General features: G+C 73.3%; 20 protein-coding genes, 1 tRNA gene and 4 pseudogenes. 19 read left to right on the top strand and 6 right to left on the bottom strand.

From position 1 onward, the window contains the following. The first annotated feature begins 36 nt into the window (after positions 1–36). Genes QQK45_RS12705 through QQK45_RS12695 form a run of 3 tightly spaced genes read left to right on the top strand, consistent with a single transcriptional unit; the run spans position 37 to position 3625 of the window. Entirely contained in the window at positions 37–2496 is a 2460-nt protein-coding gene (locus QQK45_RS12705) for a hypothetical protein (protein ID WP_284293563.1), read from the top strand. A gap of 59 nt (positions 2497–2555) precedes the next feature. Beyond that, positions 2556–3146 carry an alpha/beta hydrolase gene (locus tag QQK45_RS12700; protein WP_284293562.1) on the top strand — a complete coding sequence of 197 codons (591 nt, stop codon included), beginning with the start codon at positions 2556–2558 and terminating at the stop codon, positions 3144–3146. A 41-nt stretch (positions 3147–3187) separates the two neighbouring features. Next, positions 3188–3625 (top strand): alpha/beta hydrolase, encoded by a 438-nt coding sequence (locus tag QQK45_RS12695; RefSeq protein ID WP_284293561.1) that lies wholly within the window; start codon positions 3188–3190, stop codon positions 3623–3625. A gap of 3 nt (positions 3626–3628) precedes the next feature. Here the strand turns inward: QQK45_RS12695 and QQK45_RS12690 are convergent, their stop codons facing one another. The 4 genes from QQK45_RS12690 to QQK45_RS12675 form a co-directional block, all read right to left on the bottom strand. After that, positions 3629–4312: an SIMPL domain-containing protein gene (locus QQK45_RS12690; protein WP_284293560.1), complete on the bottom strand. Its 684-nt coding sequence runs from the start codon at positions 4310–4312 to the stop codon at positions 3629–3631. A 91-nt stretch (positions 4313–4403) separates the two neighbouring features. Continuing rightward, on the bottom strand, positions 4404–5390 hold the full coding sequence (locus QQK45_RS12685) for a ribose-phosphate diphosphokinase (protein ID WP_284293559.1): 987 nt from the start codon (positions 5388–5390) through the stop codon (positions 4404–4406). Beyond that, the gene (gene glmU / locus QQK45_RS12680; RefSeq protein WP_431310338.1) at positions 5387–7054 is read right to left on the bottom strand and encodes a bifunctional UDP-N-acetylglucosamine diphosphorylase/glucosamine-1-phosphate N-acetyltransferase GlmU; all 1668 of its coding nucleotides are present in this window, start codon (positions 7052–7054) and stop codon (positions 5387–5389) included. Before glmU ends, QQK45_RS12685 begins: the two co-directional genes overlap by 4 nt. A gap of 132 nt (positions 7055–7186) precedes the next feature. After that, a tRNA-OTHER gene (locus QQK45_RS12675) sits at positions 7187–7257 on the bottom strand. Positions 7258–7572: 315 nt separating this feature from the next. Between QQK45_RS12675 and QQK45_RS12670 the strand changes: the two genes are divergently transcribed. The 8 genes and pseudogenes from QQK45_RS12670 to QQK45_RS12640 all read left to right on the top strand — a co-directional run bounded on the left by QQK45_RS12670 (position 7573) and on the right by QQK45_RS12640 (position 13677). Next, complete coding sequence (locus QQK45_RS12670) at positions 7573–8184, top strand: TetR/AcrR family transcriptional regulator (protein ID WP_284295044.1); 612 nt, start codon at positions 7573–7575, stop codon at positions 8182–8184. 132 nt (positions 8185–8316) lie between these two features. Beyond that, a pseudogene (locus QQK45_RS23260) lies at positions 8317–8838 on the top strand (ABC transporter ATP-binding protein); the annotation flags it as partial. 182 nt (positions 8839–9020) lie between these two features. Then, on the top strand, positions 9021–9266 hold the full coding sequence (locus QQK45_RS23255) for a hypothetical protein (protein ID WP_431310272.1): 246 nt from the start codon (positions 9021–9023) through the stop codon (positions 9264–9266). Continuing rightward, on the top strand, positions 9263–10480 hold the full coding sequence (locus QQK45_RS12660) for an ABC transporter permease (protein WP_284293557.1): 1218 nt from the start codon (positions 9263–9265) through the stop codon (positions 10478–10480). Before QQK45_RS23255 ends, QQK45_RS12660 begins: the two co-directional genes overlap by 4 nt. Positions 10481–10670: 190 nt before the next feature. After that, positions 10671–11834 carry an FAD-dependent oxidoreductase gene (locus tag QQK45_RS12655; RefSeq protein WP_431310337.1) on the top strand — a complete coding sequence of 388 codons (1164 nt, stop codon included), beginning with the start codon at positions 10671–10673 and terminating at the stop codon, positions 11832–11834. A 79-nt stretch (positions 11835–11913) separates the two neighbouring features. After that, positions 11914–12416 (top strand): annotated as a pseudogene (locus QQK45_RS12650) (MarR family winged helix-turn-helix transcriptional regulator). A 29-nt stretch (positions 12417–12445) separates the two neighbouring features. Then, complete coding sequence (locus QQK45_RS12645; RefSeq protein WP_284293556.1) at positions 12446–13477, top strand: MFS transporter; 1032 nt, start codon at positions 12446–12448, stop codon at positions 13475–13477. Beyond that, positions 13474–13677, top strand: coding sequence for a hypothetical protein (locus tag QQK45_RS12640; protein ID WP_284293555.1), 204 nt, complete (start codon positions 13474–13476; stop codon positions 13675–13677). The genes QQK45_RS12645 and QQK45_RS12640 overlap by 4 nt, the downstream gene beginning before the upstream one ends. 14 nt (positions 13678–13691) lie before the next feature. Here QQK45_RS12640 and QQK45_RS12635 read toward each other — a convergent pair whose 3' ends face one another. Next, positions 13692–14309: a transposase gene (locus QQK45_RS12635; protein WP_284295042.1), complete on the bottom strand. Its 618-nt coding sequence runs from the start codon at positions 14307–14309 to the stop codon at positions 13692–13694. A 74-nt stretch (positions 14310–14383) separates the two neighbouring features. Between QQK45_RS12635 and QQK45_RS12630 the strand changes: the two genes are divergently transcribed. The 7 genes and pseudogenes from QQK45_RS12630 (at position 14384) to QQK45_RS12605 (ending at position 23771) form a co-directional block, all read left to right on the top strand. After that, positions 14384–15907, top strand: coding sequence for an RNA-guided endonuclease InsQ/TnpB family protein (locus QQK45_RS12630; RefSeq protein WP_284293554.1), 1524 nt, complete (start codon positions 14384–14386; stop codon positions 15905–15907). A 177-nt stretch (positions 15908–16084) separates the two neighbouring features. Next, positions 16085–17758, top strand: a complete 1674-nt coding sequence (locus QQK45_RS12625; protein ID WP_284293553.1) for a thiamine pyrophosphate-binding protein — start codon at positions 16085–16087, stop codon at positions 17756–17758. 71 nt (positions 17759–17829) lie between these two features. Then, a pseudogene (locus QQK45_RS22315) lies at positions 17830–18051 on the top strand (MarR family transcriptional regulator); the annotation flags it as partial. A gap of 110 nt (positions 18052–18161) precedes the next feature. Then, positions 18162–18350 (top strand): hypothetical protein, encoded by a 189-nt coding sequence (locus QQK45_RS22310; protein WP_348525387.1) that lies wholly within the window; start codon positions 18162–18164, stop codon positions 18348–18350. Between the two features lie 198 nt (positions 18351–18548). Next, on the top strand, positions 18549–19478 hold the full coding sequence (gene fdhD / locus QQK45_RS12615; protein ID WP_284293552.1) for a formate dehydrogenase accessory sulfurtransferase FdhD: 930 nt from the start codon (positions 18549–18551) through the stop codon (positions 19476–19478). Then, positions 19475–21849, top strand: a pseudogene (locus QQK45_RS12610) (FdhF/YdeP family oxidoreductase). The gene fdhD and the pseudogene QQK45_RS12610 overlap by 4 nt, the downstream one beginning before the upstream one ends. Before the next feature lie 86 nt (positions 21850–21935). Further along, on the top strand, positions 21936–23771 hold the full coding sequence (locus QQK45_RS12605; RefSeq protein ID WP_431310271.1) for an ABC-F family ATP-binding cassette domain-containing protein: 1836 nt from the start codon (positions 21936–21938) through the stop codon (positions 23769–23771). Here the strand turns inward: QQK45_RS12605 and QQK45_RS12600 are convergent. Beyond that, on the bottom strand, positions 23752–24369 hold the full coding sequence (locus tag QQK45_RS12600) for a TetR/AcrR family transcriptional regulator (RefSeq protein ID WP_284293551.1): 618 nt from the start codon (positions 24367–24369) through the stop codon (positions 23752–23754). The two genes, QQK45_RS12605 and QQK45_RS12600, sit on opposite strands and share 20 nt — an antisense overlap. Before the next feature lie 160 nt (positions 24370–24529). On the opposite strand from QQK45_RS12600, the gene QQK45_RS12595 reads away from it, so the two are divergent. Then, positions 24530–25450: a zinc-binding dehydrogenase gene (locus QQK45_RS12595; RefSeq protein WP_284293550.1), complete on the top strand. Its 921-nt coding sequence runs from the start codon at positions 24530–24532 to the stop codon at positions 25448–25450. The last annotated feature ends 44 nt before the right edge of the window (positions 25451–25494 follow it).

Below are 25494 nucleotides of genomic sequence, written 5' to 3'. Positions count from 1 at the left end.
GGTACGCACGCGGACCCGCGGGCGCACATTCGAGTCATGGACGCGATGTCCCTGCAGGTCGCGCTGGTCTCGGCCGCGTCGAAGTGCGGCGAGCCGACCGGTCCGTGCGCGTTCTCCGACCGCTGGGCGGACTTCTACGCCAGCTACGTGGCGCCCGCACGCGACGTCACCGTGCCTGCGCTGTGCGTCTTCTTCGCGATCCTGGTGCTCGCCCGGCTCGTGCCGGTGGTCATGCCGCTGCCGCGCGAGCGCGTCGGAGTCTGGGACCGTGTGCCGTCGTCCGCGGACGAACCGCCGACGTCCACCGCAGCGGGCAATGCCGGGGACGCGCCGCGCACCGAGCCGACAGGGACTCCGGCGCGGCTGCGCGCGCGGTGCGGGTCGACGCCGGTCTACCGCACCGTCCGCCGCGCGCGAGCCGCCCGCAGGCAGGATCCGGACTCGTGGGTCGACCTGGTCGCGTGGCCGCGCTTCTGGCGCAGGTCTCAGGTCGTGGCGGGGCTCGCACTCGCGTGCGCCGCGTCGCTGGCCCTCGTGCTGTGGCTCCCCGGCCTCGGACGTGGCCGCTGGCTCGCGGTCTTCGGCTCGCTCGGTGCCGCGCTCGCGGCCGCCGGGCTGCTCGGTACCTGGCTGGGCTCGCGGCTGCGACTGACCATCGACGCCGCGACGGACGACGGAACCTCTGCCACGTCGGCCGCGGCCCACATCGCCGCGCGCGTCGCCGACCTCGGGGCGTCGAGCCCTCGCGGCCTCGAGCTGCCTCGAGGGACCGACACGTCAGCCCTGGTCGGGTCCGTCCTCGGCGACCTGCCAGAGAGCAAGCTCGTCCAGGCCGCCGTGCGCATCGTCCAGGGCCTCTTCGGGACCACGCCCTGGCGGGCCGACGTCAACGCTCTCGACCAGGACACGGTGTCCGTCGTCCTGACCCGCAACGGGCGCCAGGCCGCCTCGGCCGTGGTCGACCGACAGCTCCTGCTCGCGGAGACCGGGCTGCTCGATCTCGATCCGGACGCAGGGAAGACCGACCTCCACCGCTTCGTGGCCGCCCTGATCGTCGTGACCCTCGCGCGTTACCGCCCGCGCGAGTTCGCCGGGCTCTGCGGCGCGTCCGAGTGGCGCAGCCTCGGGCTCTACGACCTCGCCTCGACCCGCTACGGCGGCAAGCAGCAGCTCGCGATCCAGCGCCGTCTGCTCGCCCGCGCCGTCGAGCTGGACCCCGGGAGCTGGCTGGCGCAGCTCAGCTTCCGGCGCGCCTGCGAGCGGTACGCGACCACGCCCCGCGAGCTCGCCCGCTACCGGCGCTGGCTCGACGAGCTCCTCGCACGGGACGGCGTGCTGCGGCGACCCGGCTTCGAGTCCCTGCGGCTACGGGCGCTCTACACCTGCCTCTCCTTGTCCATCAACGCGCGCTTCGCGAGCGCGGAGGACGCACGGGAGCCGAAGAGCCCGGTCGACGACGCCTGGCAGACGGCGCTCGCGGACGCGACGCGGCTCCTACGCGCCGTCGACCGGGTGGATCCCCGCAGCACCCGGGTACGGCTCGCCTTCGACATGGGTAGGACGGCACTCCCGCTCGCGCGCACCGTGCGCGCGTACGTCGGAGCGCTCGAACGGTACGTCGCCGCGAAGAATGCCGCGGAGCCCGACCGACGTCGACACCTGCGTCCACCGAACCCCGACCAGGTCCAGGCCTTGCACGTCGGCATCACCCACCTCGAGTCCGCCGAGCTCGACGCCGCCAGACGTCCCACCCGGCGGTTGAGACGAGGAGCACGGGGCGCCGACCGCCAGGACGCACCCGCAGGCGCCTACGGGACGAAGACCCTCTACAACCTTGGGTGCTATTACGCCTCCAAGCCCACACCCTCGCGCAAGGATCGCGCCGAAGCGTTGCACGCGCTCGGGCTCGCGACCCAGGACCCGACGTTTCGGAGCTGGGCCGTCAGCGACCCGCAGCTCGCCGGGATCCGCGCCGACCCGTCGTTCTGGTACGCCTTGGGCCTGGAATCGCGAACCGACTTCCTCGACCTGCTCGTCGTGGCCCCATTCGCCGACCGTCTGCGAGGGGCCGGGCTCACGACTGCTCGTGAGATCGAGGTGCGCGACGCCGACGAGCTGGCCGAGCTGACCGGGGCGCACACCGCAGAGGTCTCGGCGATCCTCGAGCTCGCTGCGCTCCGCGGCCAGACCGCGCCGCCCTACGGGCTCGGACCCGACGTGCCCGTGCCCTCGGGACCGCGCGGAGAAGCCCTCGCCGACCCGATCGCGATCGAGGTCCTGCACGTGCTGCTCCGTCGAGGATGCGCCTCCCGGCACGCGCTCGCACGGCTGCGCGGCACCGCCGAGGGCGAGCGGCTCGTCGAGGAGGTCGTCGCCGCGCTCCGGACGCACCTCATGGTGCGGCCCGGCCTCGACGCGGCGCTCGCCGACTGGCTCGGCCTGCCACGGACCTCGGGGACCGCTCCGGTGCGGGCCTCGTCGGACGCCACGGTGTGACACTCGCGATGAGCGCGGCGGACCGTGGTCCTGCACCGGGACGCTCTACTCTTCGGACCGTGGAGATCGTCCCGGGCCGCGGCCGCCGCCACCGCCACCTCACCGCGCGGATCCTCGTCTGGCTCGCCGGCGCCCTGTCGGCGTTCGTGGTGCTCGCGGTCGTCGTGCTCTCCACGAACGTGTGGCCGGGCGCGCTCCTCATCCGCTCGACGTTCGACCGCGGTGGCGAGCAGACCGACAAGGTGCTGCAGCGGTTCGCGCCCGACCCCGGTGCCGTCCTGCGTACCAAGGACGTCACCTACCGCCACAGCGACCCCGACGGGCAGCTCGACGTGTACACCCCGGCGGGTGTCGTCGGGACGGACACCCGACTCCCGACGATCGTGTGGTTCCACGGTGGCGGCTGGCTGGCTGGGAACAAGTCCGGGACCGCGACGTGGGCGCGGATCCTCGCCGACAAGGGCTACACCGTCGTCGTGCCGGACTACACGCTCGCACCAGCCGCGCACTACCCGTGCCAGCTCCAGCAGGTCCTCGACGCACTGGCCTTCCTGCACACCGACCCGCCCGACCACGTCGACCCGGACCAGCTCGTCCTCGCCGGCGACTCGGCGGGGCCAGCCTCGCCGCCCAGGCGGCGACGGTCCTGACCCACGAGGCGTACGGCGAGGAGGTCGGTGTCACGGGGAGCGTGCCCGCCGAGGCGATCCGTGGCCTCCTGCTGAACTGCGGACCGTACGACCTGAGCATCGTGGACGGCCCCTCCGGCCTCCTCGGCTGGGCTGCGCACACGATCGGCTGGTCGTACCTCGGGAAGAGGGACTACCTGGACGACCCGCTCACATCGACGCTCTCGCTCGTCGACCACGTCTACCCCGGGTTCCCGCCCGTGTACCTCTCGGGCGGGAACGGCGACCCGCTGACGACCGGCGGCAAGCTGTACGCGCAGCGGCTCGCGGAAGCCGGGACGCAGGTCGACACGCTCTTCGTCCCGGACGACTACACCGACCCGACCTCGTCGGAGAAGCCGCCCCACGAGTACCAGTTTGATCTGCGCCTCGACGCCGCGCAAACCTCGCTCGAGCGAACGCTCGCGTTCCTTGACGCGCACACGTCCGGCAAGGCGTGAGGCTCAGTCCGCGAACGCCCACCGGACGGTGACGGACGCCTTGACCTCGTGCTGACCGGGCTCGAGCACCATCGCCGCCGAGGCCTTGAGCGCTCGCGGCGCCGGTGCGCCGGGGCCCGATTCCTCCCGCACGTCCAGCACGTCGCCGAGCGTCTTGCCCGCGAGCCCCGCGTACTGCTCAGCACGTGCGCGAGCGTCGAGGAACGCGGCCTCGCGAGCCTGCTGGGCCAGCGGACCGACGTCGGACAGCGCCGTCGAGAGCGACTCCAGACGCGCCACCGAGCCTGCAGCCGCGAGAGCATCGCGCACGACGGCGCCCGCGCCGGCCGCGTCACGGAGCACCACGCGCAGGGTCGCCTGCGCGGTCGTCCGGGAGGCAGACTCCAGCTGCGGCGCGGACCGCAGGCTCGCCACGGGGGCCGGCACGGCCCGCTCCGTCCACGTCGACGTCTGTGAGGTGCGGATGTCGACGGCGTCCACTCCTGCCGCCGTGAGTGCGTCGCGCAGCGCCACGAGCCCCGACGTCGCCGCGTCGAGCGCGGCCTGGACGTCGGGCGAGACGGCCTCGGTGCCCAACTCCGCGACGACGACGTCCGGCACGCCGCTCGCGGTGCCCTCCCCCGTCACCGTCACGCTGCGTCGCGGGCCGCGAAGGCGGTCCTGGTCACGTCCGTCGGGCCACGCCATGGCACGTCCTCTCGAGAGCCGGGCCGGTCACGTCGATCCTGCCGCGAACCGGGCCGGACCGCCCGGCCGACCGGCGCGAGACGGCTCCGGGTCAGGAGTTGCCGTCGAAGAGCGAGGTCACCGAGCCGTCGTCGAACACCTCGCGGATCGCGCGCGCGATCACCGGGGCGATCGAGAGGACCGTGAGCTGGCCGAACTGCTTGTCGGCCGTGATGGGCAGCGTGTCCGTCACGACGACCTCGCGCGCGCCGCACTCCGACAGGCGCTGGGCCGCCGGGTCCGACAGCACGCCGTGCGTCGCGGCGACGATGACGCTCTTCGCGCCCGCCGCGAGGACGACCTTCACGGCCTCCGCGATGGTGCCGCCGGTGTCGATGAGGTCGTCGACGAGCACGCAGTCGCGGCCCTCGACGTCACCGACGACACGGTTCGCGACCGACTGGTTGGGGCGCGTGATGTCGCGGGTCTTGTGGACGAACGCCAGGGGCCCGCCGCCCAGCTTCGCGGCCCACTGCTCGGCGACACGGATGCGGCCGGCGTCGGGCGAGACGACCGTGACGTTGCCCAGGTCCACCCGGCCGCGCACGTAGTCCGTGAGGATCGGCATCGCCCACAGGTGGTCGACCGGGCCGTCGAAGAAGCCCTGCGCCTGCGCCGAGTGCAGGTCGACGCTCATGATCCGGTCCGCGCCCGCCGTCTTGAACAGGTCCGCCATGAGACGGGCCGAGATCGGCTCGCGGCCGCGGTGCTTCTTGTCCTGCCGGGCGTACCCGTAGAACGGGACGACGACCGTGATGGTGCGCGCCGAGGCCCGCTTCGCGGCGTCGACCATGAGCAGCTGCTCCATGATCCACTGGTTGATCGGCGCCGTGTGGCTCTGCAGCAGGAACACGTCGGTGCCGCGCACCGACTCGCCGAACCGCACGTAGATCTCGCCGTTCGCGAAGTCGTACGCCGTCGTCGGGAGCAGGTCGACGCCCAGCTCGCGGGCGACATCCTTCGCGAGCTCCGGGTGCGCGCGGCCCGACGCCAGGACCAGCGTCTTCGTGTTCTTCTCGCCGGTGAGCAGCGTGGTCATCGGTCGGTCCCCTCGGTGCGGGCGGTACGGATGGTGAGCGTGTCGTCCAGCGCCTCCGAGTGGGGCGAGGTCGGGCGTGGCTGGTCGGCGGCATCGGCGTGCTTCGCGAGCTCGCGCAGGGCCTGCGCACCCAGGGCTGGCATCGCACCGGTGAGGGTCGCGGGCTCGGTGGCCGGCACGACGGCGTCGTCCGAGGAGTCGTCGTTGCCCGTGGGCTCGCTGCCCTCGCCGCGGGCCGCGGCGGCGGCCTGCGCGGCCGCGGTGCCAGGACGACGACGCTCGACCCAGCCCTCGATGTTCCGCTGCGCCCCCGCGCTCACTCCCAGAGCCCCGGCAGGCACGTCCTGGCGGATGACCGAGCCGGCCCCCGTGTAGGCGCCGTCGCCCACGGTCACCGGGGCCACGAAGAGGTTGTCGGCACCCGTGCGGGCGTGCGAGCCGATCGTCGTGTGGTGCTTGTGGACGCCGTCGTAGTTGACGAAGATGGATGCCGCACCGATGTTCGTGCCCTCGCCGATCGTCGCGTCGCCCACGTACGACAGGTGCGGGACCTTCGAGCCCGCGCCGATCCGCACGTTCTTCGTCTCGACGAACGTGCCGATCTTGCCCTTCTCACCGAGCACGCTGCCCGGCCGCAGATAGGCGAACGGGCCGACGTTCGCCCCGGCGCCGATGACCGAGAGCGACGCGTGCGTGCGCGAGACCACCGCGCCCTCGCCTACCTCCACGTCCGTGAGCGTAGTGTCCGGACCGATCGTCGCGCCCGTCGAGACGACCGTCGCGCCGTGGAGCTGCGTGCCCGGGAGGATCGTCACGTCCGGGGCCAGGTCCACGTCGACGTCGATCCACGTGGTCGCCGGGTCCACGATCGTGACCCCCGCGCGCATCCAGTCCTCGAGGATGCGGGCGTTGAGGATCCGGCCCAGCGCCGCGAGCTGCACCCGGTCGTTGACGCCCTCGACGGCGTGCGCATCCTCCGAGAGGATCGCCCGGACCTGGCCGCCGTCCTCGCGGGCCAGCGCGACGACGTCCGTCAGGTACAGCTCGCCCTGCGCGTTGTGCTGGGTGATGCGGGCGAGGCCCGCGCGCAGGACGCCCGCGTCGAACACGTAGACCGATGTGTTGATCTCGGCGACCGCGAGCTCCTCGGGGCTCGCGTCCCGGTGCTCGACGATCCTCAGGACGTCGCCCGTGCCGTCCTCGCGGACGACTCGGCCGTAACCCGTCGGGTCCGCGACGACCGTGGTGAGGACCGTCACCGCGTTGCCGTCCGCGACGTGCGACGCCACCAGCTCGCCGAGCGTCCCGGAGTCGAGCAGCGGCAGGTCGCCCGCCACCACGAGGACCGGGCCCTCGAGCCCCGCGCCCAGCACCTGGCCCTCCTGGCCCAGCGGCACGCCGTGCGCCGCCCGGTCTGCGTGGGCCGCGGCGTCGAGCACCGACAGCGCCGACCGCACCGCCGCACCCGTGCCCGGCAGCTCGTCCTGCTCGACGACCAAGACGCCCTCAGCGATCGCGCGAGCGTGCTCCGCGACGCGCTCCGCCTGGTGCCGCACGACGACGGCCGTCCGACGGGCGTCCAGCTCCCGGGTCGCGGTCAGCACGTGACCCAGCAGGCTACGGCCACCGATCGTGTGCAGCAGCTTCGGAGTGGTGGACCGCATGCGCGTGCCCTCGCCCGCCGCGAGGACCACGGCCGCAGCGAGGCGCGGCGTGTTCTGCGGGGTTCCGGAGTCGTCGCTGGTCGGTGCGGTCTGGGCCGTCACGTGAGCTCCCGTCGTCGTTCGTCGCGCTCGCTCCGCCCCCAGGACTCGAACCTGGACCAAGGGCACCAAAACCCTTGTGCTGCCGATTACACCAAGGCGGACAGCCGGCGGATCTTCTCTCCACCGGGCGGGGGCGTGCGCAGGTGGCGCGTCCAGCCCTAGTCTGCCAGGTCCGCGTGACCTGTCCGTGACACTCCCGCCGACGGCGGCACCGTGCTCGCCGACGGACGTTGCCCACCATCTCGGCCTCGATCAGGGGCACAGCCTCATGCTCGGCGCGGAAGGTGGAGGACCACCGCATGGTCGACCCGCCCGACGACGTCACCCTCGGCGAACGGCAGGTCACCGCCGGCGGAAGCCCTGACGGGCACAATGGGGCGATGACCCCGGAACCGAAGCGGCCGGCACGCTCCCGCATGACCGCGAGCCAGCGGCGCGAGCAGCTCCTGGCCGTCAGCCGCCGGCTGTTCGCCGAGAAGGGCTTCGACGGGACGAGCGTCGAGGAGATCGCCCAGCGCGCCGAGGTCTCCAAGCCGGTCGTGTACGAGCACTTCGGCGGCAAGGAAGGGGTGTACGCGGTCGTCGTGGACCGTGAGATCCAGGCGCTCACGGCCGCGCTCATGGGCGCCCTGACGTCGCGGGGGCACCCGAAGGTGCTGCTCGAGCGGGCGTCGCTCGCGCTCCTCACGTACATCGAGAACTCCGAGGACGGCTTCCGGATCCTCGTCCGCGACTCTCCGGTGGCGCAGGCGACGGGCACGTTCTCGAGCCTGATCGGCGACGTCGCGACCCAGGTCGCGACGCTCCTGCGCAGCCAGTTCCGCGACCGTGGGCTCGACCCGAAGTTCGCGGCGCTGTACGCGCAGATGCTCGTCGGCAGCGTCGCGCTCACCGGCCAGTACTGGCTCGACGCGCGGAGGCCCCCGAAGGCCGAGGTCGCGGCGCACCTCGTCAACCTGGCCTGGAACGGTCTCTCCCACCTGGAGAAGCGACCCACGCTGCACGAGCAGCCGCCGTCGCGCGCCTGACGTCCCGCGGCCGACGCCGTTCCCGGGCCACGGAAAGCCCGCGCGCCTGGTCGACACGGTTGCCTCGGGTGTGGTTCGGTGTGGTCGGCGCCCTGAGCGCCCTCACGGACAGCCGACGGAGCCTGGAGCGCGATGCCCACCCTCGAGATCGACCACCTCGACAAGGCGTACGGCCCGGTCCGCGCCCTGCGCGACATGACGTTCGACGTCCCGTCGGGGGAGATCTTCGGGTTCGTCGGTTCCAACGGCGCCGGCAAGACGACGACCATGCGGATCGCCCTGGGCGTCCTCGCTCCCGACTCGGGTCAGGTGCGGTGGGACGGGCAGCCCGTCGACCTCGAGGTGCGGCGCCGGATCGGCTACATGCCGGAGGAGCGCGGCCTGTACCCGCGCATGCGCGTCGACGAGCAGCTCGTCTACCTGGCCCGCCTGCACGGCAAGACGCCGGCCGAGGCCCGGGACGCGATGGAGCGCTGGACGGAGATCCTGGGCGTCGCGCACCGCCGCACGGACGAGGTGCAGAAGCTGTCGCTGGGCAACCAGCAGCGCGTCCAGCTCGCCGCGGCGCTCGCCCACGACCCGGAGATCCTCGTGCTCGACGAGCCGTTCTCGGGTCTCGACCCGGTCGCCGTCGACGTCATGAGCGGCGTGCTCCGCGAGCGCGCCGCCGCCGGCGTGCCGGTGCTCTTCTCGTCCCACCAGCTCGACCTCGTCGAGCGCCTGTGCGACCGCGTCGGGATCATCAAGGACGGCCAGATGGTCGCCGAGGGCCCGATCGACGAGCTCCGCTCCGCCGGCCGCCCCCAGTGGTTCGTCGACGGCGCGACCGCGAGCGCGTGGGCGTCGGCGCTCGCGTCGGGCAGCGGGCTGCGGGTCGTGAGCTCGGACGGGCCGCGCACCGTCGTCGAGCTCGACGGCGTCTCCACGGCGGGCCGCGCCCCTCCGCCGACGACGCGGCCCAGGCCGTCCTGCAGGCGGCGCTCGCCGCGGGGCCGGTCCGCAGCTTCACGCCGGTGCGGCACTCGCTCGTCGACCTGTACCGCGACGTGGTGTCCGCCCCGACCGAGGAGCCCGCAGCGTGAGCACACCCCTTTCTCCGAGCGCCCCGTCGTCGGGCTGGTCCACGGTGCGCCTCGTCGCGGGGCGCGAGCTGACGACGCGCATGCGCTCGCGTGCGTACATCGTCACGACGCTCGTCATGCTCGTCGCGGTGATCGTGGGCGGGGTGGTGCTGCACCTGGCGCAGGGGTCGTCGTCGGCGAAGGTGGTCGGCCTGACGCCGCAGACGGCGTCCCTCACCCAGCCGCTCCAGTCCGCCGCGAAGGCCGCGGGCGACGACATCGAGGTCACGCAGGTGCCGGACGACGCGGCCGCGAAGTCCGGCGTCGAGGACGGCTCGCTCGACGCGGCGCTCACGGGCGACCCGGAGTCCTTCACGGTCGTCGTGAAGAAGGAGCTCGACACGACGAGCGCCGCGGTGCTCACGAGCCTGCGGCAGCAGACGGCGCTGGCGCACGCGATCATGCAGCTCGGCGGCGACCCGAGGAAGGTGTCGCAGCAGCTCAGCGACGTCCAGCTCGACGTGGCTCCGCTCGAGCCCCAGCTGGAGCGCGACAGCGCCCAGATCGTCGCCGGCTACGTGGCGGGGATCCTGCTGTTCATCACGCTGCAGACCTGCGCGCAGCTCGTCGCCCAGGGCGTGGTCGAGGAGAAGTCGAGCCGGGTCGTCGAGCTGCTCCTCGCGACGGTCCGGCCGTGGCAGCTCATGGCGGGCAAGGTGCTCGGCATCGGCGTGGTGGGGCTCGTGCAGGTCGGCGTGGTGGTGCTGGGAGGCGCCGGGACCGCGGCCGCCCTCGGCCTGGTGAAGGCCAGCGACATCGACCTCGGCGCGACGGCGCTGTGGGCGCTCGTGTGGTTCGTGGTCGGGTTCCTCATGTACTCGCTCGCGCTCGCGGCGCTCGCGGCTCTGGTCTCGCGCCAGGAGGACATCGGCTCCGTCACCGCGCCCGTGGTGATGCTCATGATCGTGCCGTACATCATCGGCATCTCGATCGCGCCGTGGAACCCGGACAGCCCGATCGTCGTGTGGCTCAGCTACCTGCCGTTCTGCGCGCCGCTCGTCATGCCGATCCGGATCGCGCTCGGCACGGTCGAGACGTGGCAGGCGGTCGTGTCGGTGCTGATCTCGCTCGCTCTGCTGCCGGCGCTGGTCTGGCTCGCGGGCCGCATCTACTCGAACGCCGTCCTGCGCACGGGTGCCCGCGTCAAGCTCAGGGACGCCCTGCGGGCCGCGTGAGCGCGCCGCGCTTCACCCCGTGACCGGCAGGAACGCCGCCGCCGCGCACGCCCCGGCGCGCCGAGCAAGAGCGCTTCTCGTCGAGCAAGCGGAGATCCCCTACTTGCTCGACGTCGAGCCCGCTTGCTCGGCGCGACACCGCGTGACCGGGCGCCCGGATGACGACGGCGGCCGGGCGCGTTGTGCGGACGTGATCCCCTCCCCGACCACCGGACCCGGCCCGAGCGGGCTGGACGCCGTCGGGACGGTGGACGCCGTCGTCGTCGGGGCGGGGCAGGCCGGGCTCTCGGCAGCGTGGCACCTCCGGCGACGGGGATTCGTGGCCCCGTGGGAGCCGGCCACGGCCGGGCGGCGCACGTTCGTGGTGCTCGACGGCGAGGACGGCCCGGGCGGTGCGTGGCGGCACCGGTGGAAGTCGCTGCGCATGGCGACCGTCAACAAGGTCCACGACCTGCCCGGCATGGCGCTGCCGACCGTCGACCCGGCCGAGCCCTCGCGCGACGCGGTCCCCCGCTACTACGCCGCGTACGAGCGCGAGGCCGGCCTCCCGGTCGTGCGCCCGGCGCGCGTGACGCGCGTGACGCGCGTCGAGCCGGTCGACCCCGACGACGGCGCAGCGCCCCTCCGCGTCACGCTCACCGACGGGCGGACGCTGCTCGCCCGGACGGTGGTCAACGCGACGGGCACGTGGACCAAGCCGTTCTGGCCGTACTACCCCGGCCAGGAGACCTTCCGGGGCCGCCAGCTCCACACCGCCGACTACGTGCGTGCGGAGGACTTCGCGGGGCAGCACGTGGTCGTCGTCGGCGGCGGGATCAGCGCGGTGCAGCTCCTCGCGGAGATCAGCGAGGTCGCCTCGACCACCTGGGTGACGCGGCGCGAGCCGGTGTGGCGCGACGACGAGTTCACGCAGCAGGCCGGGCACGACGCCGTCGCGCTCGTCGACGAGCGGGTGCGCGCCGGGCTGCCGCCCGGGTCCGTGGTCAGCGTGACGGGCCTGATCCTCACGCCCGCGCTGCGCGACGCCGCCGCCCGCGGGGTGCTCGTGCGCCGGCCGATGTTCGAGCGGATCACGCCCGACGGCGTCGCGTGGGCCGACGGCACCGAGCAGCACGCGGACGCGATCCTGTGGGCGACCGGCTTCCGCGCGGCGCTCGACCACCTCGCCCCGCTGCACCTGCGCGGGCCGGGCGGCGGGATCATGATGGACGGCACGCGCGTCGTCGCCGAGCCGCGCGTGCAGCTCGTCGGGTACGGGCCGTCGGCGTCGACGATCGGCGCCAACCGTGCGGGCCGCGACGCCGCGCGCGAGGTCGCCCGCTACCTCGACGCCCTCCCCATCCCCGCCACGTAGACGGCGCGGACGCCTCCCTCGCGGGACTCCTGAGCGCCGTCAAGACTCTTGACGTCAAGAGACGGGATACGCTCGCTCCATGCCCGCCGCCCCGCACCCCGACGAGGTCGACCGCATCGTCGCCGCGTGGCAGCGCGTGCGCCCGGACCTCGACGTCGAGCCCCTCACCGTCTTCTCGCGCGTGAGCCGGCTGGGCCGCCACCTCGACCTCGCCCGCCGCGGCGCCTTCGCGCGGTCCGGCCTCGAGCCGTGGGAGTTCGACGTCCTGTCGGCGCTGCGCCGCGCCGGAGAGCCGTACCGCCTCTCGCCCGGGGCGCTCGTCACCCAGACGCTCGTCACAAGCGGCACCATGACCAACCGCATCGACCGGCTCGAGGAGCGCGACCTCGTCCAGCGCCACCGCTCCCCGACGACCGCCGCGGCGTGCTCGTCGAGCTCACCGACGCGGGCCTGCGCCGCGTCGACGCGGCGATGACCGAGCTCCTCCAGGTCGAGGCGAGCATCCTCGACGTCCTGCCCGCCGCGGACCGGTCGCGCCTCGCGGCCCTGCTGCGCGTCGTCGTCGGCCCGTTCGAGGGCTGAGCATGAGCACCCCGTCGATGCCTCGACGCATGCCTGCGGGCAGCGCGTCCGGCCTGCTGCTCACCGCCGTCGTGCTGGTCGCGCTCAACCTGCGCACCCCGATCGTCGCGCTCGCCCCGGTCACCGGGAACGTCCGTGCCGACCTCGCGCTCTCGGCCGCCGCCGTCGGCGTGCTCACCGGACTCCCGGTGCTGTGCTTCGCGGTCGCGTCACCGCTCGCGTCCGCCGCGATCGCCCGCCTGGGGATCGAGCGCGTCGTGCAGCTCGCCCTCGCGACCATCCTGCTCGGCACCGTCGTCCGTTCGGCCGGGTCGTTCCCCGCGGCGCTCGCGGGGACCGTGCTGATCGGGCTCGCGATCACGGCCGGGAACATCGCGGTGCCGCTCGTCGTCGCGCGCGACTTCGCGGGCCAGGCCGCGCGCGTCACGGGCATCTACTCGGCCGCCCTCAACGGCGGGTCCGTCCTCGCGACCGCGTTCACGGCGCCCGTCGCCGACGCCGTCGGCTGGCAGTGGGCGCTCGCCGGCTGGGCGGTGCTCGTCCCGGTCGCGTGGGTGGTCTGGCAGGCGGCGACCCGGCGCCGAGGACCGGAGGCCACGCCTCGCACGGCGCGCGTGGACGCCGCCGACGAGGTGCACGCGCTGCGTCGCCCGCTGACCTGGCTGCTGGTCGCGATGTTCGCCGGCCAGTCGTTCGGGTACTACGGCACGACGGCGTGGCTCCCGACGATCCTGCACGACACCCGCGGCCTCGACCCGAGCGCGTCGGGCGGCGCGGCCTCGCTGTTCCAGCTCTTCGGTGCGATCGGCTCGATCGCGATCCCGATCCTCCTCGGCCGCCGGGTGACGCCGCGCGGCGCCTTCGGGGCGATCGCCGTCGCCTGGCTCTCGCTCCCCCTGGGCCTGCTGCTCGCCCCGGGCCTCTGGCCGCTGTGGGCGTCCTCGCCGGTGCCGCCCAGGGCGCCAACTTCACGGTCATCTTCACGATCGTCGCGGTCCGCGCCACGTCGCTCCGCGAGGCGCGCACCACCTCGACCGCCGTCCAGACGTTCGGGTACGTGATCGCAGCGCTCGCGCCGTCGATGATGGGCGCCGTCCACACCGCGACCGACGGCTGGACGGCGCCGCTCGTCCTGCTGCTCGTCGTCGTGGCCGTCATGGTCGCGGCCGGGCTCCTCGCCACCGCGCCCCACCGGCCCGACGCGCCCACCGCGCCCGACGCGCCCGACGACGCACCTGATGCGGCCCCCGACCCTGGCTAAAGCCTGTCGAACAACTACCTGCGGTCGAGTCGTCGGAGCAGTATGCGGATCTGGAGGGTGACGAACGCTTCGTGGGCTGCCAGGGATGCTTCGTACTGGCGCACGAGACGGCGGTGCCGGTTGCTCCACCCGTTCGTCCGTTCAACGACCCATCGTCGAGGTTGGACGACGAACCTGCTTTCGGGCTTGGGTACAGAGACGAGCTCTAGCTTGATCCCGGCCTTGGCCGCTGCGTCGGCGGGCGCTTGCCCTGTGTAGCCCTTGTCGGCCCAGACGTGCGACAGGCTGGCGCACGGGTTCTTGGCGAGGAGGTCGGCGAACGCGGCCCTGTCCTGGACGTTCGCCGCGGTCGGGTGCTCACCGCGACCATCATGGACGCGGTCCTCGGCGCGCAAGACGGCGAGAGCCTGCTCCCAGACCTGCTTCCTGGTCCACCAGGTGAAGTGCTTGTGGGTCGCGGACCAGGTGACAGCGAAGTCGTGCGGGAGCGCACGCCAAGGGCAGCCCGTGGTCACGACGTAGAGCAGTGCGTTGACGTACTCGCGCCATCGATGCTTGCAGCACGGACGCCCGCCATGGGCATGGACGGGGATCACGAGCGCGCGGATGCGCGCCCAGGCGGTATCGGTCAGGTCAGACGGGTGCGGGCGGCGACGGCTACGGCTACGGCTACGGCTACGGCTACGGCTGGCACGCTCGCAGCGTCTTGGGCAACGACACCGACATTCGCGGGCCCGTGACCTGCCTGGTCATGTCGGTGGTGGTCGGTAGCTTGCTGGTCGTGGCCCGGCATACGACGTTCCAGTGGGTGGTGGACCCCACGGTGGAACAGGCGCGTGCCCTGGCTCGCCATGAGGGCGCGGCACGGTTCGCGTTCAACCAGGGACTGCGCCTGCACCTGGACGCCCGCCGAGCCTCCGTGTCGCGGAAGGCGGCTGACGCGGATGGCGATATCGCTGCGGTGCCGTGGACGGGGTTCGACCTGATCAACGCGTTCAACGCCTGGAAGAAGTCTGAGGCTGCCGGGCGCCGGTTCCTCATCGACGCGGCCGGTCAAGCCGAGGTTGAGGTCACAGGCCTGTCCTGGCGGGGTGAGGTCTCGGCGCAGGTCTTCGAGGAGGCCGTGGTCGATCTCGGCAAAGCCTTGAAGGCGTGGACCGGCTCCCGGCGTGGCAAGCGCGCGGGGCGGGCTGTGGGGCACCCGAAGTTCAAGAAGAAGAACCACGAGCGGGGCTCGTTCCGGATGCGGAACAAGACCTCGAAGACCAAGGCCGGTGAACGGTCCACGATCCGTCTCGGTGAGGCAGGACCCCGGTCGGTGACCTTGCCCGGCATCGGCGCCGTCCGCGTGCATGACGACACCCGCCGGCTGCGGCGCATGCTCGACAAGGGTCGGGCACGGATCTTGTTCGCGACCGTCTCCCGGCGTGGTGGGAAGTGGCGCGTCAGCCTGAACGTCGAGGCCGCTGACCTGCACCCTGCTGCCCGACATCAACCGTGCGATGATTCCGACAGTGCTGGATGGGCCGGAGTCGATCGCGGCCTGCACGCACCCGTCGTCGTCGCTGTGGCGGACGGCACCCCGACCCTGCGCATCGACGATGCACCCAAGGCACTGCGGGCCGCGCAGCCGGTCACCCGCCGACTTCACAAGTCCGTGTCGCGCAAGTTCAAGGGCTCGAAGAACCGCCGGGACGCCGTCCGTCGTCTGGCCCATCATCACGAACGGGTCCGCGCCCGCCGCCACCACTTCCTGCACCAGGTCTCCAACCTGCTGGTCAAGACCCACGACCGGCTCGTCATCGAAGACCTCAACATCACCGGCATGCTCACCAACCACCGGCTCGCCGCCGCGATCTCCGACGCGGCCTGGGGTGAGCTCGCCCGCCAGCTGGCCTACAAACAGGCCTGGCGCGGCGGGCAAGTCCTGATCGCGGACCGGTGGTTCGCGTCATCGAAGACTTGCTCGGCGTGCGGGAACGTCAAGAGCACGCTCACTCTCGCCGAGCGGGCATTCACCTGCGCGCACTGCGGGCTCACCCTCGACCGTGACCTAAACGCCGCGGTCAACCTCGCCACCTGGGGCGCCATGCACTACTCCCAGGTCCTGGACCCCGAAGCACGAGGCCAGGTCACCAACGCCCACCGACGGGACGGCTCTGGTCGACGCACACGCGCCGACGAAGCCAGCCCGGACGACGTGGGAACCCTGACCGCCACCGCGGCATAGGGACGTCCGAGAAGGACGCTGCCAACGGCCTCACCGAGGTTGTTCGACAGGCTTTAGACTGCGAGCGTCGAGGCGGGCAGAGCCCGCCGGCGCCCTCAAAAGGGGCGCGTGCGGGCGCGCGGTGAGCCCCGGGACACATACGGCAGCGCATCCGTCCGTGTCACCGTGAGGTCCCCCGTGCCCGCATCCACCACCGTCTCCGCCCACGTCGCCCGTACCCTCGCCCGCCACGTCGACCACGTGTTCGGCGTCATGGGCAACGGCAACGCCTGGTTCCTCGACGCGCTCGAGCGCGAGACCGCGGTCCCCTTCTCCGCCGTCCGGCACGAGTCCGGGGCCGTCGTCGCTGCGGACGCGTACTTCCGCGCGTCGGGCCGGATCGCCGCGGCGACCGCGACGTACGGCGCCGGCTTCACCAACACGCTCACCGCGCTCGCGGAGGCCGCGCAGGCGCGCGTGCCGCTCGTCCTGCTGACGGGCGACGAGCCGACGTCGGGCCCCCGCCCCTGGGACGTCGACCAGATCGCGCTCGCCGCCGCCGTCGGCGCCCGGACCTACACCGTCGGGCGCGCGGACGCCGCCGCCACGACCGTCATCGCGATCGAGCACTCGCTCGCGTACCGGGTGCCCGTCGTGCTCGCGATCCCGTACGACGTCGCCGCGCTCGACGCCGGACCGCTCCCCGAGCCGCCCGCGCCCGTGCTCCCGGGGCCCCTCGCCCCGGCCGGGCCCTTCGACGCCGCGGCGATCGAGGAGGTGGCACGCCTGCTCGCCGACGCCGAGCGTCCGCTCCTGCTCGCGGGCCGCGGCGCGTGGCTCGCGGGCGCCGGGCCGGCCCTCGGCGAGCTCGCCGAGGCGACCGGCGCGCTCACCGTCAGCACCGCGCTGGGCCGCGGCGTCTTCCCCGACGGCCGCTACGACCTCGGCGTCGCCGGCGGGTTCGGGGCCGACGGCGCGATGGCGCTCGTCCGCGAGGCCGACGTCGCGGTCGTCGTCGGGGCGTCGCTCAACCAGTTCACGATGCGGTTCGGCGAGCTGTTCGCGCCCGGCACGCGCGTCGTCCAGGTCGACACGGCACCGTCGGCGACGCACCGGCACGTCGGCACGTTCGTTCGCGGCGACGCCGCTCTCGTGGTGCGCGCCCTCGTCGAGGCCCTGCACGCCGCCGACGCCAAGCCGTCCGGCTGGCGCGAGACGGTCGACGTCGCGGGCGCCCGCTGGTACGCCACCGGTCCCGTCGACGGGATCGCCGCCGACGGCCGCCTCGACCCCCGGACCGTCGCCCACCGCCTCGCAGCGCTCCTGCCCGAGGACCGGGTCGTCGTGTCCGACGGCGGCCACTTCATCGGCTGGGCCAACATGTACTGGCCCGTCGCCTCGCCCGACCGCATGCTCATGGTCGGCACCGCCTACCAGTCCATCGGCCTCGGGTTCCCGAGCGTCGCCGGGGCGGCCGCGGCCCGGCCGGGCTCCGCCGTCGTCCTCACCACCGGCGACGGCGGCGGGCTCATGGCCCTCGCCGACCTCGAGACCGCGGTCCGCACCGCGGGCGGCCGGGGGCTGGCCGTCGTCTGGAACGACGCCGCGTACGGCGCCGAGGTGCACGTCTACGGGCGCCAGGGCCTCACCGACGGGCCCATGCGCATCCCCGAGGTCGACTTCGCGGCGCTCGCGAGCGCCGTCGGGGCGGAGGGCGTCGTCGTGCGGACGCTCGCCGACCTCGACCGGGTCGCGGCCTGGCGCGACGAGGCGGTGGACGAGCGCCGGTTCCTGCTGCTCGACTGCCGGGTCTCGCCGGCCGTCGTCGCGCCGTACCAGGAGGAGATCCTGCGGGCGAACCGCCGCCACTGACGCGCGTCGCCCGGCACCCGGAACACGCCGACCGCTAGGTTGGTTGCGCCGTCGTACGCAGGGAGGGAACGATGTCGGAGCCGCGGTGGCTCACCGCCGACCAGATGCGCAGCTGGCTGCGCCTGCAGGCCGTGGTCGAGCTGCTCCCGGGCGTGCTCGACCAGCAGCTCCAGCACGACGCGCAGCTCACGCACTACGAGTACCTGGTGCTCGCGATGCTGTCGGAGTCGGAGGGCCGGTCGCTGCCCATGTCGGCCCTCGCCCGGCGGACGAGCGGCACGCTGCCCCGCCTCTCGCACGTCGTACGCCGGCTCCAGGACCGCGGCTACGTGCGGCGCTCCCCGCGCCCGACGACGGCCGGGTCACCGTCGCGACCCTCACGGACGCCGGATGGGAGAAGGTCGTGGCGTCGGCACCGGGCCACGCGCGCACCGTCCTCGAGCACGTGTACGACCGGCTCGACGACACCGACGTCGCCGACCTCACGCGCGTGCTCAGCAAGCTCGTGCAGGGCATCGACCCCGAGGACCGGTTCGGCGTCCTCGCCGACGACCACCCCGCGATCCGCGAGGACGGCACCGGCCGCTGCTGACCCCCGGACCTGTCAGAACCACGCTCCCGTACACGTGCACCCCGTTCTGACAGTCCTCCACCCTCGCGAGTTGTCAGAACGACGGTCCTGTATACGGGCACCACGTTCTGACAGACCCCGTTGTGCGGAGCGCCCGGACGCTGGTAGGCCTGAGGGTATGGACGACGACGTCACTCCCCTCGCCCCTCGGGTCATCCCATGAACCGGCTCACCGCGCGGCGGCGGATCCACCGGATCCGCTTCGACACCGCGGCCGCCCCGAGCGTCTCGGTCCGCGAGGACGTGCTGGCCGTCGAGGAGCCGCTCGAGATCCGCGTGGGCGGGCGCTCGTACGCGGTCACGATGCGCACGCCGGGGCACGACGTCGAGCTCGCGTCCGGCTTCCTCGTCTCGGAGGGGATCGTCACGCGCGGCGAGCACCTGTCGGGCGCGCGCTACTGCGCGGGCGCGACTGCGACCGGCCCCGCCGGGACGCCCGAGAACACGTACAACGTGCTCGACGTCGGCCTCGCGCCCGGCGTCCGCCCGCCGGACCCGGCGCTCGCCCGGGAGTTCTTCACGTCGAGCGCCTGCGGGCTGTGCGGCAAGGCGTCCGTCGACGCCGTCCGGACCCGGTCGGCGTTCGCGGTCGCCGACGACCCGCTCGTCGTCGGCCCGGAGCTCCTCGCGACGTTCCCGGACCGGCTGCGCGCGGCGCAGGCGATCTTCGAGCGCACGGGCGGGCTGCACGCCGCGGGTCTCTTCGACGGGCGCACCGGCGAGCTGCTCGTCGCCCGTGAGGACGTCGGCCGCCACAACGCCGTCGACAAGGTCGTCGGGTGGGCGCTCCAGCACGACCTGCTGCCCCTGCGCGGGACGGTCCTCATGGTGTCGGGGCGCGCGAGCTTCGAGCTCACGCAGAAGGCCCTCATGGCCGGGATCCCCGTGCTCGCCGCGGTGTCGGCCCCGTCGTCCCTGGCCGCCGAGCTCGCCGACGACGCCGGGCTCACGCTCGTCGGGTTCCTGCGGGGCGCCTCCATGGTGGTCTACGCCGGGGCGGGACGGTTGCACAGCGAGAGCCAGGACGGTGCCGGCGGGGCGAGCGCCGTCGTCGGGCACGAGGCCACGAAGGAAGCGGGTGCGGCATGAGCGTCGACCAGGGCGAGGGCACGGTCCCGGCGGGAGCCCCGAACCACGACGTCGGCGCCGACGACGACGGCCTCACGGTCGGCGCGCCCAAGACGTGGGCCGCGGGGGTCCCGGGCATCCTGCACGCGCTCGACCCGTCGCTCAAGGGCATGGGCCCGGCCCGGACGGCCAAGCTGCTGCTCCGGATGAACCACCAGCACGGCTTCGACTGCATGAGCTGTGCCTGGCCCGACCCCGACCGTCGCAAGGCCGCCGAGTTCTGCGAGAACGGCGCCAAGGCCGTCAACTGGGAGGCCACGCCCCTCACCGTCGACAAGGGCTTCTGGGGCGAGCACTCCGTGACCGAGCTCGCGCGGCAGTCGGAGTACTGGCTGGGCCAGCAGGGGCGCCTCGTCGACCCCGTCTACAAGGCGGCGGACTCCGACCACTACGCGCCGGTGTCGTGGGAGCAGGCGTTCCGGATCCTCGGCGAGCACCTGGCCGACCTCGACTCGCCCGACCATGCCTCGTTCTACACGAGCGGGCGCACGTCGAACGAGGCGGCGTTCGCCTACCAGCTCTTCGCGCGCGCGTTCGGCACCAACAACCTGCCCGACTGCTCCAACATGTGCCACGAGTCCACGGGCGCGGCGCTCGGCGAGACGATCGGCGTCGGCAAGGCGACCGTCCTCTACGACGACTTCGCCCAGGCCGACCTCATCATCATCATGGGGCAGAACCCCGGCACCAACCATCCCCGCATGCTGACCGCGCTCGAGGAGGCCAAGCACGCCGGGGCGAGCATCGTCGCCGTCAACCCGCTGCCCGAGGCCGGCCTCCTGCGCTACAAGAACCCGCAGACGCCGCGCGGGATCGTCGGGCGCGGGACGGCGCTCGCCGACCAGTTCCTCCAGGTGCGGCTCGGCGGCGACATGGCGCTGCTGCAGGCGGTCAGCAAGCGCGTGCTCGACGCCGAGGCGCGGCACCCCGGCGCCGTGCTCGACCACGACTTCCTCGACACGCACACGACGGGGCTCGACGCGTTCGCCGCGTCGCTCGCGGACCTCGACGAGGCCGAGGTGCTCGCGGCCACCGGCGTCACGAGCGCGGAGATCGACGAGCTCGCCGACCGCTACCTCACGGCCCAGCGCGTGATCATCACCTGGGCGATGGGCCTGACCCAGCACAAGAAGGCCGTGCCGACGATCAAGGAGATCATCAACCTCCTGCTCCTGCGCGGGAACATCGGGCGGCCCGGTGCGGGTGCCTCGCCGATCCGCGGGCACTCCAACGTGCAGGGCGACCGGACGATGGGGATCTGGGAGCAGATGCCCGACACCTTCCTCGACGCCCTCGACGCCGAGTTCGGGATGTCCGTGCCGCGCGCCCACGGTCTCGACGCCGTCGGGACCATCGACGCGATGCGCCAGGGCAGGATCCGCACGCTTGTCGCGCTCGGGGGAACCTCGTCGCCGCCGTGAGCGACACGGGGGCCGCCGAGGAGGGGATCGCCCGCTGCGACCTCAGCGTCCAGGTCTCCACCAAGCTCAACCGCTCGCACACGATCACCGGGAGAGAGGCCCTCATCCTGCCGTGCCTCGGCCGCACCGAGATCGACCGGCAGGCCTCCGGCGAGCAGTTCGTCTCGGTCGAGGACACCGTCTCGGCGGTGCACGCCTCGCGCGGGGCCGTCGAGCCCGTCGGCACGAACCTGCTGTCCGAGGTGGCGATCGTCGCGCGGATCGCGCGCGCCGTCGCCGACGCCCGGCGCGACCGGGGCGCCGACGCCCACGACCTCGACGCCGTGGACTGGGAGGCCTTCGAACGCGACTACGACGTGATCCGCGACCACATCGCCGCCGTCGTGCCGGGGTGCGACGACTACAACGCGAAGATCCGGCGGGAGAGCGGGTTCGTGCTGCCGCACGGGCCGCGCGACTCCCGCACCTTCCCCACCTCCGACGGCAAGGCCCACCTGACGGTCAACGCGCTCGAGCACGTCGCGTGCCCGCCCGGCCGGCTGCTGCTGCAGACCGTCCGCGCGCACGACCAGTTCAACACGACGATCTACTCCCGCAACGACCGGTACCGCGGCATCAAGGGCGGGCGCGACGTGGTCTTCGTCCATCCCGACGACGTCGCCGAGCTCGGGCTGCGCGACGGCCAGCAGGTGGACGTCCACAGCGAGTTCGAGGACGGCGTCGACCGGGTGCTGCCCGACGTGCGGGTCGTCGCGTACCCCACGGCGCGCGGGTGCGCCGCAGCGTACTTCCCCGAGGCGAACGTGCTCGTGCCCCTCGGCGCGGTCGCTGAGAAGAGCAACACGCCGGTCTCCAAGGCCGTCGTCGTGCGACTCGAGCCCGCGGCGGTCCCGGCACCGCAACCCTCCTGACGGCCCGGCCTACGGCACCGAGCCCCCGGACGGCGCCAGCTCGGCGCGCGCGAGGCCACCGGCCGGCGCGCCTACCCTTGGACCCGATGGCACATCTTCTCGGGGCGGAAGCCCTGCACCTGGAGTACCCGACGCGGGTCGTGTTCGACTCCGTCACGATCGGGATCAACGAGGGCGACCGCGTCGGCATCGTCGGCCGCAACGGCGACGGCAAGTCGTCGCTGCTCGGCATGCTCTCCGGCCGCATCCGTCCCGACGCCGGCCGCGTCACCCGTCGTGGCGGGGTCCGGATGGGCGTCCTCGACCAGTCCGACACGCTCGACGACGACGCCGTCGTGGGTCACGCGATCGTCGGCGGCCGGGACGAGCACGAGTGGGCGGGCGACCCGAAGGTGCGCGACGTCATCGCGGGCCTCGTCCCCGACCTCGCGTGGGACGCGCGGATCGGGACCCTCAGCGGCGGCCAGCGTCGCCGTGTCGCCCTCGCGGCGCTGCTCGTCGACGACTGGGACGTCATCGCGCTCGACGAGCCGACCAACCACCTGGACGTCGAGGGCATCACCTGGCTCGCCGGGCACCTGCGCGGCCGGTGGGCCAGGAACGCGGGCGGGCTGCTGATCGTCACCCACGACCGCTGGTTCCTCGACGAGGTCGCCACCACGACGTGGGAGGTCCACGACCGCGTCGTCGAGCCGTTCGAGGGCGGGTACGCCGCGTACGTGCTGCAGCGCGTCGAGCGGGACCGGCAGGCCGCCGCGATCGAGGCCAAGCGCCAGAACCTCATGCGCAAGGAGCTCGCCTGGCTCCGCCGCGGCGCCCCCGCACGCACCTCCAAGCCGAAGTTCCGCATCGACGCAGCGAACCAGCTCATCGAGGACGTCCCGCCGCCCCGGGACCGCCTCGAGCTCTCACGGCTGGCGACCGCGCGCCTCGGCAAGGACGTGGTCGACCTCCTCGACGTCGGGGTGTCGTTCGACGGCCGCGAGGTCCTGCACGACGTCGAGTGGCGCATCGCGCCCGGCGAGCGCACCGCCGTCCTCGGCGCGAACGGGGCCGGGAAGTCCACGCTGCTCGCGCTGATCGCCGGCACCCTCCAGCCGACCGCCGGCCGGGTCAAGCGCGGCAAGTCCGTGCGGCTCGCGATGCTCGACCAGCAGTTCAGCGAGCTCGAGGACATCGCCGGCGACCGTGTGCGGGACGTCCTCGCCCGCACCCGCACCAGCTACGTCATCGACGGCAAGGAGCTCACGCCCGCCCAGCTCCTCGAACGCCTCGGCTTCGCGCGCGAGCACCTGTCCGCACGCGTCGGCGAGCTGTCCGGCGGGCAGAAGCGACGCCTCCAGCTCCTCCTCGTGCTCCTGTCCGAGCCCAACGTCCTCGTGCTCGACGAGCCGTCCAACGACGTCGACACCGACATGCTCGCCGCGATGGAGGACCTCCTGGACTCGTGGCCCGGCACCCTGATCGTCGTCTCGCACGACCGGTACCTCCTCGAGCGCGTCACCGACCAGCAGTACGCCATCCTCGACGGGCGGTTTCGGCACCTGCCGGGCGGGGTCGACGAGTACCTGCGGCTTCGTGCTTCCGGGGCTGGTTCCGGGGGCGGAGGGGAGACGTCGCCCCCTCCACCCCTCGGCGGTCGACTCACCTTCCGCGCCCGAGACCCCCGCACTCTCCGGCTCCGCGCTGCACTCCGCGCGCAAGGAGCTCGAGGCCGTGGACCGGAGGCTCGGGAAGCTGGCCGGGCAGGTCGACGCGCTGCACGTGCGGATGGCCGAGCACGACCAGTCGGACTACGGCTGGCTCGGCGAGCGCACCGAGGAGCTGCGCGTGCTCGAGGGCGAGGTCACCTCGCTCGAGGAGCGGTGGTTGGAGCTGTCGGAGCTCGTCGGATAGGCGCCCTCAGATGCCCGCCGAGCTGAGGACGTACGTGCTCAGGCTGGCCCCGCGCGGGAGGGGCGCGTTCGTGTCCGACGCCCGCAGCGCGTCGACCGCGAGGGTGGCGAACCGCCGCGCGGCCGCAGTCCGGTCCTGGGACGGCGCGGACGCGAGCCCTCGTCCGGCCATCAGGACGAGCAGCAGGTCGTCGAGCTCGTAGTCGCGGCGCAGCCCGTCGACGGCCTGGGCGCGCACGCCGAGCGCGACGAGCCGGCGCAGCAGGGCGGCGCGATGCGCGACGAAGGCGTCGGCGTGCGGGTTCGCGGACATGAACGCGTCGACGAACCCGCGGTTCCGGGAGTTCAGGACGGTGAGCTCCTCCACCACGGTCCGGAAGCCCCTCCAGGGGTCGGGGTCGGAGCAGCCGTCCTCGACGATCCGTTCGCAGGCGCGCAGCTCGTCGGCGAACGCCTCGTCGACGAGAGCCTGCCTGGTCGGGAACCGGCGGTAGAGCGTGGCCGGCCCGACGCCGGCGCGGCGTGCGATCTCGCGCATGGTGACGCCGAGCCCGCGCTCGGCGAAGAGCGCCCGGGCCGCGTCGAGGACGCGGTCGCGGTTGTCCTGGGCGTCGGCACGCAGCATCTGAGGCAGCTCCTCGCGCATCGTTCTCACTTCGACCAAGTGGACGGGTGCGTCCACTAACGTCCGACGATAGCGGGTCGCCCACCACGGTGGCCCCGGACGAGACGAGGAGACGACGGTGCAGGCAGTGAGGATCGCACGCTTCGGAGACCCGAGCGGGATGACCCTGGTGGACGTCCCGGCCCCCGAGGCCGGACCGGGCCAGCTGGTCGTCGCGGCCGAGGCGATCGGCGTCGGCGGTGTCGACGCGGTCATCCGCCGCGGCACCCTGAGCGGGTACGGCTTCACGGAGGGCCTGGTCCCGGGCAGCGAGGTGGCGGGAACGGTGACCCAGGTGGGGAACGACGTCGATCCCGCGTGGGTGGGGCGACGGGTGTGGGCCTTCACGGGCACCGGCGGCGCGTACGTCGAGCAGGCGCTCGCCCGGGTCGGCGATGTCGTCGAGCTGCCCGAGGAGCTCTCGGCCGTCGACGCGGTCACGCTCGGCAGCGCCGCACCCGTCGCCCACTTCGCCCTGGACCACGCGCGGTTCACGCCAGGGCAGTCGGTGCTCGTGCGCGGCGCGGCGGGCAGCATCGGCATCGCGACCGTCGAGCTCGCCTCGCGCGCTGGCGCGAGCGCCGTCGCGGTCACCACGTCGTCACCCGCGCGAGGGCAGCGGCTCCGTGCGCTCGGAGCGACGCACGTGCTCGACCGCGGCGGCGACGGGGACGGGACGGCGCCGGAGTCCTACGACGTGATCGTCGACGTCGTCGGCGGGGCCGGCGTGCCGGCGTTCATCGACCGGCTCGCCCCGAACGGCCGGATGGTCGTCGTCGGCGCCGTGGCCGGGATGCCTCCCGAGGACTTCGGGATGCGCCTGCTCCGGTCGTTCCAGCAGTCGCGCTCGTTCGCGACCTTCAGTCTCGACACCGTCCCGACGGCGACGCGGGACGGCGTCCGAGCGGAGCTGTTCGCCGGTGCCACGCGCGGCGAGCTGCACGCCGTCGTGCACGACGTCCTGCCCCTGAGCGCGGCGGCCGAGGCACACCGCCAGATGGACGCCGGCACGGTGTTCGGCAGGATCGTGCTCGTTCCCTGACAGGTCGCGAGCCCGGGCCGCACGGCACTCAGGGAGCGCCGCAG

The organism is Luteimicrobium album (assembly GCF_030161555.1).
Taxonomy (GTDB): Bacteria; Actinomycetota; Actinomycetes; order Actinomycetales; family Cellulomonadaceae; genus Luteimicrobium; species Luteimicrobium album.
The sequence above is the reverse complement of the archived record's forward strand: the minus strand, read 5'-3'. Positions and strand labels throughout refer to the sequence as shown.

Coding starts and splice junctions, on each gene's coding strand:
- QQK45_RS12605 (WP_431310271.1), top strand. CDS start 21,936: ATGGCACATCTTCTCGGGGCGGAAGCCCTGCACCTGGAGTACCCGACG.
- QQK45_RS12600 (WP_284293551.1), bottom strand. CDS start 24,369: ATGCTGCGTGCCGACGCCCAGGACAACCGCGACCGCGTCCTCGACGCG.
- QQK45_RS12685 (WP_284293559.1), bottom strand. CDS start 5,390: ATGACCACGCTGCTCACCGGCGAGAAGAACACGAAGACGCTGGTCCTG.
- QQK45_RS12705 (WP_284293563.1), top strand. CDS start 37: ATGGACGCGATGTCCCTGCAGGTCGCGCTGGTCTCGGCCGCGTCGAAG.
- glmU (WP_431310338.1), bottom strand. CDS start 7,054: ATGCGGTCCACCACTCCGAAGCTGCTGCACACGATCGGTGGCCGTAGC.
- fdhD (WP_284293552.1), top strand. CDS start 18,549: ATGAACCGGCTCACCGCGCGGCGGCGGATCCACCGGATCCGCTTCGAC.
- QQK45_RS12645 (WP_284293556.1), top strand. CDS start 12,446: ATGCCTGCGGGCAGCGCGTCCGGCCTGCTGCTCACCGCCGTCGTGCTG.
- QQK45_RS12690 (WP_284293560.1), bottom strand. CDS start 4,312: ATGGCGTGGCCCGACGGACGTGACCAGGACCGCCTTCGCGGCCCGCGA.
- QQK45_RS12670 (WP_284295044.1), top strand. CDS start 7,573: ATGACCGCGAGCCAGCGGCGCGAGCAGCTCCTGGCCGTCAGCCGCCGG.
- QQK45_RS12595 (WP_284293550.1), top strand. CDS start 24,530: ATGACCCTGGTGGACGTCCCGGCCCCCGAGGCCGGACCGGGCCAGCTG.